Annotated in this window: 18 protein-coding genes; 16 read left to right on the forward strand and 2 right to left on the reverse strand. The window is 58.7% G+C overall.

Going from position 1 to position 16,902, the window contains the following annotated elements; translation table 11 throughout:
* The 3 genes from GBC55_RS27960 to GBC55_RS27970 form a co-directional block, all read left to right on the forward strand.
* Positions 1-965: RHS repeat-associated core domain-containing protein (locus GBC55_RS27960; protein WP_178114349.1), on the forward strand; the 965-nt coding region annotated here is incomplete at its 5' end.
* Positions 966-1,382, forward strand: a complete 417-nt coding sequence (locus tag GBC55_RS27965) for a hypothetical protein (RefSeq protein WP_162440827.1) — start codon at positions 966-968, stop codon at positions 1,380-1,382.
* Positions 1,383-1,746: 364 nt separating this feature from the next.
* Entirely contained in the window at positions 1,747-2,076 is a 330-nt protein-coding gene (locus tag GBC55_RS27970) for a hypothetical protein (protein WP_247267034.1), read from the forward strand.
* Here the strand turns inward: GBC55_RS27970 and GBC55_RS27975 are convergent.
* Positions 1,973-2,455 carry a hypothetical protein gene (locus tag GBC55_RS27975; RefSeq protein ID WP_247267038.1) on the reverse strand — a complete coding sequence of 161 codons (483 nt, stop codon included), beginning with the start codon at positions 2,453-2,455 and terminating at the stop codon, positions 1,973-1,975. The two genes, GBC55_RS27970 and GBC55_RS27975, sit on opposite strands and share 104 nt — an antisense overlap.
* On the opposite strand from GBC55_RS27975, the gene GBC55_RS27980 reads away from it, so the two are divergent.
* Positions 2,454-4,019: a PAS domain-containing methyl-accepting chemotaxis protein gene (locus tag GBC55_RS27980; protein ID WP_162440829.1), complete on the forward strand. Its 1,566-nt coding sequence runs from the start codon at positions 2,454-2,456 to the stop codon at positions 4,017-4,019. The two genes, GBC55_RS27975 and GBC55_RS27980, sit on opposite strands and share 2 nt — an antisense overlap.
* A 491-nt stretch (positions 4,020-4,510) precedes the next feature.
* Here the strand turns inward: GBC55_RS27980 and GBC55_RS27985 are convergent, their stop codons facing one another.
* Positions 4,511-5,188, reverse strand: coding sequence for an alpha/beta family hydrolase (locus GBC55_RS27985; protein WP_247267035.1), 678 nt, complete (start codon positions 5,186-5,188; stop codon positions 4,511-4,513).
* 95 nt (positions 5,189-5,283) lie between these two features.
* On the opposite strand from GBC55_RS27985, the gene ccoN (GBC55_RS27990) reads away from it, so the two are divergent.
* The 12 genes from ccoN (GBC55_RS27990) to GBC55_RS28045 all read left to right on the forward strand — a co-directional run.
* Complete coding sequence (gene ccoN / locus GBC55_RS27990) at positions 5,284-6,708, forward strand: cytochrome-c oxidase, cbb3-type subunit I (protein ID WP_162440830.1); 1,425 nt, start codon at positions 5,284-5,286, stop codon at positions 6,706-6,708.
* Positions 6,709-6,718: 10 nt separating this feature from the next.
* The gene (ccoO, locus tag GBC55_RS27995) at positions 6,719-7,327 is read left to right on the forward strand and encodes a cytochrome-c oxidase, cbb3-type subunit II (RefSeq protein WP_162440831.1); all 609 of its coding nucleotides are present in this window, start codon (positions 6,719-6,721) and stop codon (positions 7,325-7,327) included.
* A gap of 21 nt (positions 7,328-7,348) precedes the next feature.
* Entirely contained in the window at positions 7,349-7,549 is a 201-nt protein-coding gene (locus GBC55_RS28000) for a CcoQ/FixQ family Cbb3-type cytochrome c oxidase assembly chaperone (RefSeq protein WP_162440840.1), read from the forward strand.
* The gene (ccoP, locus tag GBC55_RS28005) at positions 7,546-8,499 is read left to right on the forward strand and encodes a cytochrome-c oxidase, cbb3-type subunit III (protein WP_162440832.1); all 954 of its coding nucleotides are present in this window, start codon (positions 7,546-7,548) and stop codon (positions 8,497-8,499) included. Before GBC55_RS28000 ends, ccoP (GBC55_RS28005) begins: the two co-directional genes overlap by 4 nt.
* 482 nt (positions 8,500-8,981) lie before the next feature.
* Complete coding sequence (ccoN, locus tag GBC55_RS28010) at positions 8,982-10,424, forward strand: cytochrome-c oxidase, cbb3-type subunit I (RefSeq protein ID WP_162440833.1); 1,443 nt, start codon at positions 8,982-8,984, stop codon at positions 10,422-10,424.
* A complete protein-coding gene (ccoO, locus tag GBC55_RS28015) occupies positions 10,424-11,032 on the forward strand; it encodes a cytochrome-c oxidase, cbb3-type subunit II (protein WP_009042961.1) in 609 nt (202 codons plus the stop codon). The genes ccoN (GBC55_RS28010) and ccoO (GBC55_RS28015) overlap by 1 nt, the downstream gene beginning before the upstream one ends.
* A gap of 5 nt (positions 11,033-11,037) precedes the next feature.
* Positions 11,038-11,223, forward strand: coding sequence for a CcoQ/FixQ family Cbb3-type cytochrome c oxidase assembly chaperone (locus GBC55_RS28020; RefSeq protein ID WP_003175465.1), 186 nt, complete (start codon positions 11,038-11,040; stop codon positions 11,221-11,223).
* Positions 11,220-12,203: a cytochrome-c oxidase, cbb3-type subunit III gene (ccoP, locus tag GBC55_RS28025; protein ID WP_162440834.1), complete on the forward strand. Its 984-nt coding sequence runs from the start codon at positions 11,220-11,222 to the stop codon at positions 12,201-12,203. Before GBC55_RS28020 ends, ccoP (GBC55_RS28025) begins: the two co-directional genes overlap by 4 nt.
* Before the next feature lie 225 nt (positions 12,204-12,428).
* Positions 12,429-12,668: a hypothetical protein gene (locus tag GBC55_RS28030; protein WP_162440835.1), complete on the forward strand. Its 240-nt coding sequence runs from the start codon at positions 12,429-12,431 to the stop codon at positions 12,666-12,668.
* A 212-nt stretch (positions 12,669-12,880) separates the two neighbouring features.
* Entirely contained in the window at positions 12,881-14,296 is a 1,416-nt protein-coding gene (gene ccoG / locus GBC55_RS28035) for a cytochrome c oxidase accessory protein CcoG (protein WP_162440836.1), read from the forward strand.
* An 11-nt stretch (positions 14,297-14,307) separates the two neighbouring features.
* The gene (locus GBC55_RS28040) at positions 14,308-14,847 is read left to right on the forward strand and encodes a FixH family protein (protein ID WP_162440837.1); all 540 of its coding nucleotides are present in this window, start codon (positions 14,308-14,310) and stop codon (positions 14,845-14,847) included.
* Positions 14,848-15,000: 153 nt separating this feature from the next.
* Positions 15,001-16,902: heavy metal translocating P-type ATPase (locus GBC55_RS28045; protein WP_247267037.1), on the forward strand; the 1,902-nt coding region annotated here is incomplete at its 3' end.

A 16,902-nucleotide genomic window follows, 5' to 3' on the forward strand; every position in this document is an offset into this window, starting at 1 on the left:
CCGAAAGCAGCAAAAACCACTACCGCAGCTACCTCTACGAACCCGGCAGCTTCCGCCCACTGGCCATGCTCGACGGCAAAGGCCCGCGCAAGGCTTGCCCGTTCTACTACCAACTCGACCACCTCGGCACGCCGCAGGAACTGACGGATTTCAGCGGCGAAATCGTCTGGTCAGCGAAGTACAACGCCTACGGCAAAGTCAGTCGTCTTCAACACGGCGGCGGTGAGCAGCTTGAGCAGCCGCTACGCTTCCAAGGGCAGTACCACGACGCCGAAAGCGGCCTGCACTACAACCGGCATCGCTACTACAATCCGGATGTTGGCCGGTACCTGACGCCCGACCCGATCAAGCTGGCGGGTGGGCTGAATCAGTACCAGTACACGCCGAATCCGACGGGGTGGGTGGATCCGCTGGGGTTGAGTTGTCCGCCGCCAGGGAAGACTGGGTGTGGTGCGCCGGATGATGTAATCAATGCTGCCGTAGATGAAGGCGCACCATCTCTTCCCAAATTAAATGCACGTTACCAAATCACCGAGGTGGAGGCTAAAAGACGTGTTTTAGCTTTGGAAAAAAAACACAAAATGCATTCAGTTTCCAAACATGGGCCAGAGATAGATGACAAAGCTTTGAAACAGCGAGCAATTGATGGTTCGCACCCAACCAAAAAAGGCGTCAGAGGACCAATCAGCTCTAGCTCACAATTCAAAAGTTGGGTATTACAGTACCGTGCATTAAGATTTGCCCTTTCGAAAATGCGCAAAAACCCGCCCGAATTTTCTGGTCACGATGAAGACGGCAATCCATTCGTCCGAATGCCGCTCCCAGGCGCAGGCCGCGGATATAAACCTAACAACAAAGATCGCGACAACCCGCGCTATATAGAAAACATGAACGGCGCAGAAGTAAAGTTTAAAAGGTCAAACGTTACAAAACCCTACACTGGCTTTCCTAAAAAGGTAGATTGAATGTTAAAGCACCCGGGCACACATATGCCGTTCGAGCCAAAACTATCATACGTTCTGGCAGGTATTTCTATATACGACAAAGAAGAGACGCTTGGAGAATCCCTCTGGACCTACAATCCAAACAAGCGAGACGAAAGAGAAGAAATTATAAAAAAATTTATCATTCCGGATTTTAAATATTTAAGCTATAGGCATCGGTTTTTAACTTTTAAACTGCTTGAATCCTTCTTGGATAAACCAGACTTTGACTTTGCGACACAATTTGAAAGCGACTATGACGAGCCGCGAACGATTGCTTGGGATGAAACTGAAATTGAGGACCCTCGTGGTTTTTTCGAAGAAATATATAAGATAGCAAGCGAAGAATGGAAGGAAGATCTACACAAGGCAAGTTTAGAAGATCAATCAGATTGGTGAGCAAAAAACCGACTGTAGGACGTCAAGAATTTCCGGACAAGCTCGTCAGAAATTTCACTCAAATTTTAAAGACGCCCATGAACTGGCGCGAGATGAACTCCATCGATAGTCTTTGGCGGTCTCTGCAATTGCAGTGGCAGGGTGTAGGAACCCTTCAAGACCGTTAGAGCTACATCAGCGTCGAAGCATAATTGCGGCCATTAACATGCGCCCGTAAAATCTGTTGCGGCGGTTATGCGCGGGCACGCTTCGGCGTGGTCGAGTTTTGCTCTAAAGGTCTCGATATTCCTACCCCGCGCATAGCTGCCACCCAAGCTTGTAGGAAGGCTTACGGCAGCTCCAATTCTTCCTTTAGGGCAACCAAATGAAAGCACTTCACCCCGATCCACCCTACATAAAACCAACCCCCCACCCCGAAAACCGCTTCAAACCCCTCACCAGCAACTGCGACGACATGCCCACCCTCTTCGTCGATACCCAAGCCCCGCTCGACGTCCTTGTCGACGCAGCCAATTACCGAATTCACGCCGTTACTCAAGTGCTGGAAAACCTGTCCATGCGTGGGTCGATTGAGTGTCAGTCTTTTATTCTTAGTGATTTTGCGTTGCTGTGCGCCCTTCCGTTGCGGGATGGGTGTGATGTGTTGGAGGTGGTTCGGCGGCGGTTGCGGCCGCGGGGTTTGGGGAGTGAATAGTGGTGTAAGGCTGATGAAGGTTTGGTGCCTGGCCTAGCGTCATCGCGGGCGAGCCTTGCTCCCGCAATACTGCTTGCTCCCACAGTACCCTTGCTCCCACGGGTTGTGAGTCAGGTGAGGTATTGGGACTGCTGCGCAGTCCAGCGGGAGCAAGCTCCCTCGCCACAGGGAGTTTTGCCTGGGGTCTTGCTGGAGGTCTTGCTGTAGGTTTTGCCTGGAGATTTTGCTTGGGGTTTTTGCCCGGTTTTTTTGCCTGCGGTTTTTGCGAGGGCTTGGTCTGGTTTTTCTGTGAACTGGATTCCAGGGTTAAAAAATAAAACTCAATAAATCCGTAACAGCGCCGACACCCTGTCAAAGCCTCACGGATCGAATAAGCCATGCGTAACAACCAGCCCATTACCCAACGCGAACGGACCTTCCCGGCTCAGCAGCGGTTGATTTCCACGACCGATGCCAAGGGCGTGATCACTTACTGTAACGACGCTTTTGTCGAGATCAGCGGGTTTTCTCGCGAGGACTTGATCCGTGCGCCGCATAACCTGGTGCGTCACCCGGACGTGCCGGCGGCGGTGTTCGCACACATGTGGAGCACGCTGAAGCAAGGCCTCCCATGGATGGGGATCGTCAAGAACCGTTGCCACAACGGTGATCACTATTGGGTGAACGCTTATGTGACGCCGGTGTTCGACGGCAATCAGGTGGTGGGTTTCGAGTCGGTGCGGGTCAAGCCGACGGCGGAGCAGATTCGCCGTGCCGAGGCGCTGTATCAGCGTATCAATCAGGGCAAGTCGGCGGTGCCGTCCACGGATAAGTGGCTGCCGGTTCTGCAGGATTGGGTGCCGTTCATTCTGGTCAGCCAGTTGAGCTTCATGATTGGCGCGACGCTCACGTCGCAATGGGGCTTTGCTCTCGCTGCGGCGCTGTCGGTGCCGCTGGGTTTGATGGGCTTGAGCTGGCAGCAGCGCGGGCTCAAGCGTCTGTTGCGCCTGGCTGAGCAGACCACGTCTGATCCGTTGATTGCGCAGATGTACACCGACAGTCGCGGGGCTCAGGCGCGTCTGGAGATGTCGATCCTGAGTCAGGAAGCGCGTCTGAAAACCTGCCTGACTCGGTTGCAGGACACGGCTGAGCATCTGACTGAGCAGGCGAAGCAGTCCGATACGTTGGCGCATAAAAGTTCGACGGGGCTGGAGCGTCAACGGGTTGAGACCGAGCAGGTGGCGACCGCTGTTAATCAGATGGCCGCGACGACTCAAGAAGTCGCCAGCCATGTGCAGCGCACGGCGGATGCGACGCAGGAAGCCAATCGCCTGACTGGTCGTGGTCGTGATATCGCCGGGGAAACCCGTGATGCCATTCAGCGCTTGTCGGTGGTGGTTGGGGAAACCGGGATGACCGTGACTCAGCTGGCCAAGGACAGTGACGAGATCGGTGGTGTGGTTGATGTGATCAAGGGCATCGCTGACCAGACGAACCTGTTGGCGTTGAACGCTGCGATTGAAGCGGCGCGTGCCGGTGAGATGGGTCGTGGCTTTGCGGTGGTGGCGGATGAAGTGCGTCAACTGGCGCAGCGTACCAGCGAGTCGACCGGGCAGATTCATGCGTTGATTGCCAAGCTTCAGCAGACCGCCAGTACCGCGGTGCAGACCATGGAGGCCGGGCATCGTCAGGCTGAGGAAGGGGTTGCTCGAGTGCTGGAAGCGGATCAGGCGTTGGTGGGGATCAGTGAAGCGGTGGCGAATATCACTGATATGACCACGCAAATTGCGGCGGCGACTGAAGAGCAGAGTGCTGTGGCTGAGGAGATCAGTCGCAATATCAGCAATATTTCGTTGCTGGCGGATCAGACTTCTGAACAGGCTCAGCACTCGGCGTTGTTGAGTGAGGAGCTGACGAAGACGGCTAGTACGCAGTATTCGTTGGTTGAGCGGTTTAATCGGTAGGTTTGTTGGGCGTGGCAAAAACCCGGACGGTGTGAGCTTCCGGGTTTTTTGTTGCCAGTTGAAAGTGGTGGTGGCTTGTAGATTGCCATCGCGAGCAAGCTTGGCTCCCACAGTTTGATCGTTGGGGTATTTGGTAGAAAGTTGGTGACTGCCTGGCCGTTATCGCTAGCAGGCTAGCTCCTACAGTTTGATCTGGGGGTATTTGGGAGAAAGTTGGTGGCTGGCAGGCCGTTATCGCTAGCAGGCTAGCTCCTACAGTTTGAGCTGGGCATTTGGGAGAGATTTGGTGGCTGGCAGGCCGTTATCGCTAGCAGGCTAGCTCCTACAGTTTGATCTGGGGGTATTTGGGAGAAAGTTGGTGGCTGGCAGGCCGTCATCGCTAGCAGGCTAGCTCCCACAGGGTTTTGTGTTGATCATGGGATCGGGGTACACCGCCAATCACTGTGGGAGCTAGCCTGCTAGCGATGAGGCCATCACGGACACCACGAACATCACCGCAAAAACGCCGCTACCTTCTCCGCCGCTGCCTGCAAATGCTGCTCATGGGTAAACCCCGAAGCCTTCAACGGTTTCAAGTCATGATCCCCCGCCGCCAGCCAGAACACTTCGATGTTCGGTGACAGGTCATACTCTTCAACCGCCTCGCGGTTGCCCAGCGCATCCCGTTCGCCCTGCACGATCAGCGTCGGCGTTTTCAATCCCGCCAAATGCTCGACCCGCGGTTTCTCCGGTTTGCCCACGGCATAAAACGGGTACCCCAGACACACCAGCGCATCCGCGCCCAGTTCATCCGCCAATAAACTCGCCATGCGTCCGCCCATGGACTTGCCGCCAATGGCCAGCGGGCCAGCGACATGGCGTCGCACCAGGGCATAGACCTCGCGCCAGCATTCCAGCAGCTTGGGGGCTGGATTGGGTGGGCGTTTACCCCCATCGATGCGTCGCTGCGCCATGTACGGAAACTCGAAGCGCACGACGTTGATGCCTTGAGCCGCGAGGCGTGCAGCCATGTCGTTCATCCAGGTGCTGTCCATCGGTGCACCCGCGCCATGGGCCAGAATCAAGGTCGCCGAGGCCGGCGCAACGGCCGCATTCCACAACCATCCCTTTTCACGCAGGCACTGCGCCCATTGATCCCCGTCAATACTGGCCTTGTGCTCTTTGTCCATGCTTGCCTCGCTTTTAGTCTGCCTATAACTCCAGGCGAAGGACGCGTTGCTGTTTGCCAGCGCGCTCACTTCGGCTGAACCGTGGATGGGGAACCATGAACACTTCTATCAGTACCGCCTACAACTACAAGGTGGTCCGCCAATTCGCCATTATGACGGTGGTGTGGGGCATCGTCGGCATGGGGCTCGGGGTTTTTCTCGCTGCCCAGTTGGTCTGGCCTGAACTCAACTTCAATTTGCCGTGGACCAGCTTCGGTCGCCTGCGTCCTCTGCACACCAATGCGGTGATCTTCGCGTTCGGCGGTTGCGCCCTGTTCGCCAGTTCGTTCTATTCGGTGCAACGCACCTGCCAGACGCAACTGTTCGCCCCGAAGATTGCTGCGTTCTGTTTCTGGGGCTGGCAGCTCGTGATCCTGTTGGCGGCCATCAGCCTGCCGCTGGGCTACACCAGTTCCAAGGAATACGCCGAGCTGGAATGGCCGATCGACATTCTGATCACCATCGTCTGGGTCGCCTACGCCATTGTGTTCTTCGGCACCCTGGTCAAGCGCAAGACCAAGCACATTTATGTGGGTAACTGGTTCTTCGGTGCTTTCATCATCACCGTGGCGATTCTGCACATCGTCAACAACGCCGAGTTGCCAGTGAGCTTCACCAAGTCCTACTCGGCGTATGCCGGTGCGACCGATGCGATGGTGCAATGGTGGTACGGCCACAACGCCGTGGGCTTTTTCCTTACCGCCGGTTTCCTCGGGATGATGTATTACTTCGTGCCGAAACAGGCCGAGCGTCCGGTGTACTCCTATCGCCTGTCGATCGTGCACTTCTGGGCCTTGATCACCCTTTACATCTGGGCCGGTCCGCACCATTTGCACTACACCGCGCTGCCGGACTGGGCACAGTCCCTGGGCATGGTGATGTCGCTGATCCTGCTGGCACCGAGCTGGGGCGGCATGATCAACGGGATGATGACGCTCTCGGGCGCCTGGCATAAGTTGCGCAGCGACCCGATCCTGCGTTTCCTGGTGGTGTCGCTGGCGTTCTACGGCATGTCGACCTTTGAAGGTCCGATGATGGCGATCAAGACCGTCAACGCCCTCTCCCACTACACCGACTGGACCATCGGCCACGTACACGCCGGCGCGCTCGGCTGGGTGGCGATGATTTCCATCGGCGCGCTGTACCACATGATCCCGAAAATCTTCGGCCGGCCGCAGATGCACAGCATCGGCCTGATCAACGCGCACTTCTGGCTCGCGACCATCGGCACCGTGCTCTACATCGCTTCGATGTGGGTCAACGGCATCGCCCAGGGCCTCATGTGGCGCGCAATCAATGAAGACGGCACGCTGACCTACTCCTTCGTCGAAACCCTGGTGGCCAGCCACCCAGGCTTCGTCGTGCGTCTGATAGGCGGTGCGATCTTCTTCAGCGGCATGTTGCTGATGGCTTACAACACCTGGCGCACCGTGCGGGCCTCGCAGCCTGCCGACGTTGCCGCTGCCGCGCAGATGGCCTGAGGAGTCCGCCATGAAACACGAAACAATCGAAAAAAACGTCGGCCTGCTGATGTTGCTGATGGTCCTGGCCGTGAGCATCGGGGGCCTGACCCAGATCGTCCCGCTGTTCTTTCAGGACGTGACCAATAAACCGGTGGAAGGCATGAAGCCCTACACCGCGCTGCAGCTGGAAGGTCGCGACATTTACATCCGTGAAGGGTGTGTGGGTTGCCATTCGCAGATGATCCGGCCGTTTCGCGCCGAGACCGAACGCTACGGGCACTATTCGGTGGCCGGCGAAAGCGTCTGGGACCACCCGTTCCTGTGGGGCTCCAAGCGCACCGGTCCGGACCTCGCTCGGGTCGGTGGCCGTTACTCCGAAGACTGGCACCGCGCGCATTTGTACAACCCGCGCAACGTGGTGCCGGAATCGAAAATGCCGGCCTATCCATGGCTGGTGGCCAATCAGCTCGACAGCAGTCACACCGAAACCAAGATCCGCACCATGCGCACCCTTGGCGTGCCGTACACCGACGAGGACATCGCCGGGGCCACGGAATCGCTCAAGGGCAAGACCGAAATGGACGCCCTGGTCGCCTACCTGCAAGTGCTCGGCACTGCCATCAAGAGCAAGAGGTGAGCCATGGCCATGCCCTTTGAAATACTGAGCGTAATGAGCACTGGAATGATCCGCGGCCTGGGCACGGTCGTGGTGTTTATGGCCTTCATCGGCCTGACGCTGTGGGTGTTCAACAGCAAGCGCAGCAAGGCATTTGCCGAAGCCCGCATGCTGCCGTTCGCCGACGAGCCGCAACCTGACAAGACCCCAGAACCTGCAACAACAAGGAGTACCCGGCCATGACCACCTTCTGGAGTACGTGGATCTGCGTACTGACCATTGGCAGCCTGATCGGCCTGACCTGGCTGCTGATCGGCACCCGCAAGGGTGAAACCAAGGGCAGCGTGGACCAGACCATGGGCCACAGCTTTGACGGCATCGAGGAGTACGACAACCCCTTGCCGCAGTGGTGGTTCATGCTGTTCGCCGGCACCCTGGTGTTTGCCGTGGGTTACCTGGTGCTGTACCCCGGCCTGGGCAACTGGAAAGGCGTCCTGCCCGGCTATGAAGATGGCTGGACCGGTGTGCACGAATGGGAAAAGGAGATGGCCAAGGCTGATGCGAAGTTTGGTCCGATCTACGCCAAATTCTCGGCAATGCCCCTGGAAGAAGTCGCTAAAGACCCGCAAGCGCTGAAAATGGGCGGCCGCCTGTTTGCCTCCAACTGCTCGGTTTGCCACGGCTCGGATGCCAAGGGCGCGTTCGGTTTTCCTAACCTGGCGGACAGTGACTGGCGCTGGGGCGGTGACGCCGAGATGATCAAGACCACCATCATGGGCGGTCGCATGGCGGCAATGCCGGCCTGGGGCGAAATTCTCGGCGAAGCAGGCGTAAAGAACGTGGCGGCGTATGTGCGACACGAACTGGCCGGCTTGCCGTTGCCTGAAGACAGCACGGCTGATTTGCAGGCCGGGCAGCAGGCGTTCAGCACCACGTGTGTGGCTTGTCACGGGGCAAATGGTCAGGGCACCCAGGCTATGGGCGCGCCGAACCTGACCCATCCAGCAAGCTTCATCTACGGCACGAGCCTGGCGCAACTGCAACAGACCATTCGCCATGGTCGCCAGGGCCATATGCCGGCGCAGAACGAGTTGCTCGGCAACGATAAAGTGCAACTGCTGGCGGCCTATGTGTACAGCCTGTCCCAAGGTCTGAACACCGAACGCTTGCAAGCAGAAGGCAAACGCGAATAACTCTCGACCGCTCTACTGCCGCATTCACCCGGATGCGGCAGTTCCCTGCCCCTTTGCGACCAAGTGTCGCACCCTCCCTTGGTCCGCCTTTCGGTTCCCCGGATTCGGGTCTAAGCTTCCTCCGATGCGGGCTGGCATGAGCCGGTTCCAGGTCGACCCGACGTGATGCGTTTGACGAATTTGCTCGATGACAGGCCGCAAAGGCTGGTAGATACCGGCTGTCGCGCACATTGCCTCTTGTCACCTGATCGTTGCGTTTGAACACACCGCGTTACATCTGACCTGACCCCCTCACCTGATTCGTTCGCTGCGACATTTTGCCCGTGGGCAATTTTGTCCTTACGCAGCGCATGGAAAGGCCGCAGAATCAGCTTTTGAAAGCATTGACCCAAGTCATGGCGCGTTGCAATGACCCCCCGCTTTCTACATACTTGCGGCCGATTTTTACTCCTAATAAAACACCCAAACCGTGGAACCTTAGAATGAGCACAGCAATCAGTCCGACTGCTTATAACTATAAGGTAGTCCGCCAGTTCGCCATCATGACGGTGGTCTGGGGGATCCTTGGCATGGGGCTCGGTGTCTTCATCGCCTCGCAACTGGTCTGGCCGGAATTGAACTTCGGTCTGGCATGGACGAGCTTTGGACGCCTGCGCCCGCTGCACACCAACCTGGTGATTTTCGCCTTCGGTGGATGTGCACTGTTTGCCACTTCTTATTATGTCGTGCAGCGAACCTGCCAAACGCGACTGATTTCCGACAGCCTCGCGGCCTTCCACTTCTGGGGATGGCAAGCGGTGATCATCGGCGCAATCGTTACCTTGCCGCTGGGTTACACCACCACCAAGGAATACGCCGAACTGGAATGGCCACTGGCTATTCTGCTGGCAGTCGTCTGGATTGTTTATGCGCTCGTGTTCTTCGGCACCATCGTCAAGCGCAAGACCAAGCACATCTATGTGGGTAACTGGTTCTACGGTGCCTTCATCGTCGTGACGGCGATGCTGCATATCGTCAACCACGCCTCCCTGCCGGTCAGCTTCTTCAAGTCCTACTCGGCTTACTCGGGTGCGACGGACGCCATGATCCAGTGGTGGTACGGCCACAACGCGGTAGGTTTCTTCCTGACTACCGGCTTCCTGGGGATGATGTACTACTTCGTTCCGAAGCAGGCCGAACGTCCGATCTACTCCTATCGCCTGTCGATCGTGCACTTCTGGGCGCTGATCACCCTGTACATCTGGGCCGGTCCGCACCACCTGCACTACACCGCACTGCCGGACTGGGCTCAGTCCCTGGGCATGGCGATGTCGATCATCCTGCTGGCTCCGAGCTGGGGCGGCATGATCAACGGCATGATGACCCTGTCGGGCGCCTGGCATAAGCTGCGCACCGACCCGATCCTGCGCTTCCTCGTGGTGTCCCTGGCCTTCTACGGCATGTCGACCTTCGAAGGCCCGATGATGGCCATCAAGACCGTCAACTCGCTGTCGCACTACACCGACTGGACCATCGGCCACGTACACGCCGGTGCTTTGGGCTGGGTTGCGATGATCTCGATCGGCGCCATCTACCACATGATCCCGAAACTGTTCGGTCGCGCGCAGATGCACAGCATCGGCCTGATCAACACGCACTTCTGGCTCGCGACCATTGGTACCGTTCTGTACATCGCTTCGATGTGGGTCAACGGCATCACCCAGGGTCTGATGTGGCGTGCAATCAACGATGACGGCACCCTCACCTACTCGTTTGTCGAAGCGCTGCAAGCCAGCCACCCTGGTTTCATCGTCCGCGCCCTGGGCGGTGCGTTCTTCGCCAGCGGCATGCTGTTCATGGCCTACAACGTATGGCGTACCGTACGTGCCTCGAACCCGGCTGAAGCCGAAGCCGCCGCACAGATTGCTGTAGTTGGAGCTCACTGATGAAGCATGAAGCAGTCGAGAAGAATATTGGCCTGCTGGCCTTCTTCATGGTTATCGCCGTCAGCATCGGCGGCCTGACCCAGATCGTTCCGCTGTTTTTCCAGGACGTCACCAACAAGCCGGTCGAAGGCATGAAGCCTCGCACCGCCCTTGAGCTGGAAGGACGCGACGTCTATATCGCCAACGGTTGTGTCGGATGCCACTCGCAGATGATCCGCCCGTTCCGTGCTGAAACCGAACGCTACGGCCACTACTCGGTCGCCGGTGAAAGCGTCTGGGACCACCCGTTCCTGTGGGGTTCCAAGCGTACCGGTCCGGACCTGGCCCGTGTTGGCGGTCGTTACTCCGATGACTGGCAGCGTGCGCACTTGTACAACCCGCGCAACGTTGTGCCTGAGTCGAAAATGCCGGCTTACCCGTTCCTCGTGGAAAACAAGCTCGACGGCAAAGACACCGCCAAGAAAATGGAAGTCTTGCGCACGCTCGGCGTCCCTTACACCGACGAAGACATCGCCGGCGCCAAGGATGCTGTGAAGGGCAAAACCGAAATGGACGCGCTGGTGGCCTATCTGCAAGGCCTGGGCACCATCATCAAAAGCAAACGGTGATTTAGATGGATATCGGGATGATTCGTGGCCTGGGCACCGTTGTTGTAATGGTGGCCTTCATCGGTCTGGCGTTGTGGGTATTCAGCCCCAAGCGCAAGTCGGAGTTTGAAGACGCGACCTTGCTGCCTTTCGCGGATGATCCCGAAGCCATCAAGCACGTCGAGCAAGCTTCTAGGAGTAACAAAGAATGACTACGTTCTGGAGTCTGTACGTCACAGTCCTCAGTCTCGGCACCATCTTCGCCCTGACCTGGCTGCTGCTGTCCACCCGCAAGGGTCAGCGCGCCGAGCAGACGGAAGAAACGGTTGGCCACTCCTTCGACGGGATCGAGGAGTACGACAACCCACTGCCGAAATGGTGGTTCATGCTGTTCGTGGGCACCATCATCTTCGCGTTGGGTTATCTGGTGCTGTACCCGGGCCTGGGTAACTGGAAAGGCCTGTTGCCGGGGTACAACTACCTCGATAACGAGAAGCAGACCGCGTTCGCCAACGGCCAGACCGGCTGGACTGGCGTTCACGAGTGGGAAAAGGAAATGGCCAAGTCGGACGCCAGGTTCGGTCCGATCTTCGCCAAATTCGCCTCCATGCCGATTGAAGAAGTCGCCAAGGACCCGCAAGCCCTGAAGATGGGTGGCCGTTTGTTCGCCTCCAACTGCTCGGTCTGCCACGGTTCCGACGCCAAAGGCGCTTATGGCTTCCCTAACCTGACCGACGCCGACTGGCGCTGGGGCGGCGAACCGGAAACCATCAAGACCACCATCATGGGCGGTCGTCACGCCGTGATGCCGGCATGGGCTGAAGTGATCGGCGAGCAAGGCGTTGCGGACGTGGCTGCGTTCGTACTGACCAACCTCGATGGTCGCAAGCTGCCGGAAGGCACCAAGGCCGATCCGGTTGCCGGCCAGAAGCTCTTCGCTGGCAACTGCGTGGCGTGCCACGGTCCGGCAGGTAAAGGCACCCCGGCGATGGGCGCACCTGACCTGACTCACCCGGGCGCGTTCATCTACGGCTCGAGCTTCGCTCAGCTGCAGCAGACCATCCGTTACGGCCGTCAGGGCCAGATGCCTGCGCAGGAACAGCTGCAAGGTAACGACAAGGTTCACCTGCTGGCCGCTTACGTCTACAGCTTGTCTCACGGCGAGAAAGCACCGGCGGCAGACGCTCAGTAACGCTTGATGCAATAAAAAACGGCCCCGCCAATGTGAATTGGCGGGGCCGTTTTGCATTAAGCCTGATGAATAAAAGCCTCATAAACTGAAACCTTTCTTCAGTAGGCCTGGCCGGGAGACTTCGGTAGCTTGAAATCTCCTGACGACCGACCGACAGATACTTTCTGCCAAGCGGAGTAGTCATGGACAAGGAAGCACCTCATCAATAAACAAGGAGTTCATCACATGACTGATCAACACGACATCGACACTCAAAACTGCAATACCGCAGATACCGTTTCGACCGACGAAGCCACCGTGGTTGCGGATGTTTCGCCAGTAGAAGAAAGTACAGCCGCAACACCGACAAATCGTCGCGCCAGCTTTGCTGCCGAACAGCGCACCCCCAGCAAACCTCCGCGCAGTACCGGGGGTGTTGGCGGTTCGGGCGGTATCGATAGCCTGGGCCGAGGATATCTGCCTTGAACGCTGCCCAGGAACGTTCGGCTATAGTCAATTGACCTGCATCATGTTTTGTTACATCTGCTACACCATTCATGATTTTTCCCCAACGCGACCAAAGGTCGCACCCTCGCCCTAGAGCGACAGGCGTATCATTGCGCCACTGCAACACCTCTTTTTGACCGCGGTCGGCATGCACTGACCGCGGCATTTTTCCACTGCCGTGGGATGCAATGATGAGCAACCAGATTCCGGTACACGACGTCACACCGCCTACCAAGAACGCGAACAACAGCGTCGACCTCTACGCCTCTCGAGAAAAGATCTACACACGCGCTTTCACCGGACTGTTCCGCAACCTGCGGATGATGGGCGGTGCCTTGTTGTTCCTGTTGTACTTCGGGACGGTCTGGCTGAACTGGTCGGGCCATCAGGCCGTCTGGTGGAACCTGCCGGAACGTAAATTCTTTATCTTCGGCGCAACCTTCTGGCCTCAGGACTTCATTCTGCTGTCGGGGATTCTGATCGTCAGCGCGTTCGGCCTGTTCTTCATTACCGTGTACGCCGGGCGCGTCTGGTGCGGCTATACCTGCCCGCAAAGCGTCTGGACCTGGATTTTCATGTGGTGCGAGAAGGTCACCGAAGGCGACCGCAACCAGCGCATCAAGCTCGACAAGGCGCCGATGAGCGCCAACAAGTTCATGCGCAAGTTCAGCAAGCACGCGATGTGGCTGTTGATCGGTTTCGTCACCGGCATGACCTTTGTCGGTTACTTCTCGCCGATCCGCGAACTGGTCATCGATTTCTTCACCGGCCAGGCTGATGGCTGGTCGTATTTCTGGGTGGGCTTCTTCACCCTCGCCACTTACGGCAACGCCGGCTGGTTGCGCGAGCAGGTGTGCATCTACATGTGCCCGTATGCTCGGTTCCAGAGCGTGATGTTCGACAAGGACACCCTGATCGTGTCCTACGACCCGCGTCGAGGCGAAGCCCGTGGCCCACGCAAGAAAGGCATCGACTACAAGGCCCAGGGTCTGGGCGATTGCATCGATTGCACCATGTGCGTCCAGGTGTGCCCGACCGGCATCGACATTCGCGACGGCCTGCAGATCGAATGCATTGGCTGTGCCGCCTGCATCGATGCCTGCGACAGCATCATGGACAAAATGGACTATCCGCGCGGCCTGATCAGCTACACCACCGAGCACAACCTGTCCGGCCAGAAAACCCATAAACTGCGCCCGCGCCTGATCGGCTATGCCGTGGTGCTGCTGGCGATGATCAGCTTGTTGATCGGCGCGTTCTTCATGCGTTCGCTGGTGGGCTTCGACGTCAGCAAGGACCGCGTGCTGTACCGCGAGAACGCCGAAGGCCGGATCGAAAACGTTTACAGCCTGAAGATCATGAACAAGGACCAGCGCGACCACACGTATGTGCTGGAAGCCACCGGTCTGCCGGACCTCAAGCTGCAAGGCAAGCGTGAGATCAAAGTCGCCGCTGGCGAGATTTTCAGCCAGCCGGTGGAACTGTCGAGCGCACCGGAACAACTGCCATCGAGCACCAACGAGGTGAAATTCATCCTCAAGGATGCCGATGACGACAGCGTCCACGTTGAAGCCAAGAGCCGATTCATCGGCCCACAAATTCGTTGAGAGAAATGAACATGCCCGCAGCAAACGCCGCAAGTCCTTGGTACAAGCACCTTTGGCCGTGGATCATCATCGCCATCCTGGCCTGCTCGGTGACGTTGACCCTGTCCATGGTGACCATTGCGGTGAATAACCCGGACAACCTGGTCAACGACAACTACTACGAGGCCGGCAAGGGCATCAACCGTTCCCTGGACCGTGAGCTGCTGGCGCAGACCCTGCAACTGCAAGCCAAGGTCCATCTGGATGGCGTCACCGGTGAAGTCGACCTGCACCTGAGCGGTAACAGCCAGCCGAAAACCCTGGAACTCAACCTGATCTCCCCGACCCAGCCAGAGAAAGACCGCAAGATCACCCTGACCCAAAGCGACACCGAACAAGGCCGCTACATTGGCCAGGTGAACGACAAGGTTGAGGGTCGTCGTTTTGTGGAGCTGCTGGGCGTGCAGGATGGAACAACCTGGCGCATGTTCGAGGAAGAACAGGTCAGCCATGACAAGGACCTGCTGTTAGGTGATGAACCCTTGCAGGGCGCCGAAGACCTGAAGAAATAAAAGCCTGCGCGGTCCCTGTAGGAGCGAGCTCGCTCGCGATGGACGTCAACGATAACGCTGGGAGCCTGAGACGCCGCGGCGCTCATTCGTTCTTCGCGAGCAAGCTCGCTCCTACAGGGTTCTCAGCAGCTCCCGGACGACATAGATTCCCCCATGACCACTCCAACCCCCTGCTACCACTGCGCCCTGCCCGTCCCGGCCGGCAGCCGCTTCACCGCTGCCGTCCTCGGGGAAACCCGCGAGTTCTGCTGCCCGGGTTGCCAGGCCGTGGCCGAAGCTATCGTAGCCGGGGGACTGGAAAGCTATTACCAGCATCGCAGCGAAGCCTCGGCCAACCCCGAAGCCTTGCCGGTGCAACTGGTCGATGAACTGGCGCTCTACGATCGCGCCGACGTGCAAAAACCTTTCGTGCGCCACGACGGCGATCTAGCCGAAACCACCCTGCTGATGGAAGGCATCAGCTGCGCGGCGTGCGGCTGGCTGATCGAGAAACACCTGCGCGCCCTGCCAGCCGTCGCCGAAGCCCGTCTCAACCTGTCGAACCATCGCCTGCATGTACGCTGGGCCGATGCACAACTGCCGCTGAGCCAGGTGCTCAGTGAATTGCGCCACATCGGTTACGCCGCCCATCCCTATCAAGCCGACCGCGCCAGCGAACAACTGGCCAGCGAAAATCGCCTGGCCTTGCGCCAACTTGGCGTCGCCGGTCTGCTGTGGTTCCAGGCGATGATGGCGACCATGGCCACCTGGCCGGAATTCAACATCGACCTCAGCCCCGAGCTGCACACCATCCTGCGCTGGGTCGCGTTGTTCCTCACCACACCGATCGTGTTCTACAGCTGCGCGCCGTTCTTCAAGGGCGCCATGCGCGACCTGCGGACCCGCCACCTGACCATGGACGTCTCGGTCTCCCTGGCCATCGGCAGCGCCTACCTTGCCGGGATCTGGACCTCCATAACCGGCGTCGGTGAACTGTATTTTGATGCGGTCGGCATGTTCGCCCTGTTCCTGCTGGCCGGACGCTATCTGGAGCGGCGCGCCCGAGAACGCACGGCCGCCGCCACCGCTCAACTCGTTAACCTGCTGCCCGCCTCCTGCCTGCGGCTCAGCGCCGACGGCCAAAGCGAGCGCATCCTGCTCAGCGAACTACGGGTCGGCGATCAGGTTCTGGTGCATCCCGGAGCGATCCTGCCGGCCGATGGCAAGATTCTCGATGGTCAGTCTAGTGTCGACGAGTCTTTGCTGACCGGCGAATACCTGCCACAGCCACGCACCCAGGGCGATGCGGTGACGGCTGGCACGCTGAACGTCGAAGGCGCGTTGACGGTGCAAGTCCTGGCGCTGGGCCAGGACACGCGCCTCTCCGCCATCGTCCGATTGCTGGACCGCGCCCAGGCCGAAAAACCGCGTCTGGCAGAAATTGCCGACCGTGCCGCGCAATGGTTTCTGTTGTTGTCGCTGATTGCCGTCGCCGTCATCGGCCTGGTGTGGTGGGAGCTGGATCCGTCGCGGGCGTTCTGGATTGTCTTGGCGATGCTCGTCGCGACCTGCCCGTGCGCCCTCTCGCTGGCAACGCCAACTGCGCTCACCGCCGCCACCGGCACACTGCACAAACTGGGCCTGCTGTTGACGCGCGGCCATGTGCTGGAAGGCTTGAACCAGATCGACACGGTGATCTTCGACAAGACCGGCACCCTGACTGAAGGTCGCCTGGCGTTGCGGTCGATCCGCCCCCTCGGCCCACTCGACAGCGATCAATGCCTGGGCCTGGCCGCCGCGCTGGAAAACCGCTCCGAACACCCGATCGCCCGTGCTTTCGGCCGGGCACCGCTGGCTGCCGAAGAGGTGCACAGCACCCCGGGCCTTGGCCTCGAAGGCCTGGTGGGTGAACAGCGCCTGCGCATCGGCCAGCCGGGGTTTGTGTGTGAACTCAGTGGCGCTGCCGTACCCGTCATGCCCGATGAAGCCGGCCAATGGCTATTGCTCGGCGACTGCCACGGTCCTTTGGCCTGGTTTGTACTTGACGACCGCTTGCGCGCCGACGCCCCGGCGTTG

This window comes from Pseudomonas sp. TNT3, from assembly GCF_010095445.2.
Taxonomy (GTDB): Bacteria; Pseudomonadota; Gammaproteobacteria; order Pseudomonadales; family Pseudomonadaceae; genus Aquipseudomonas.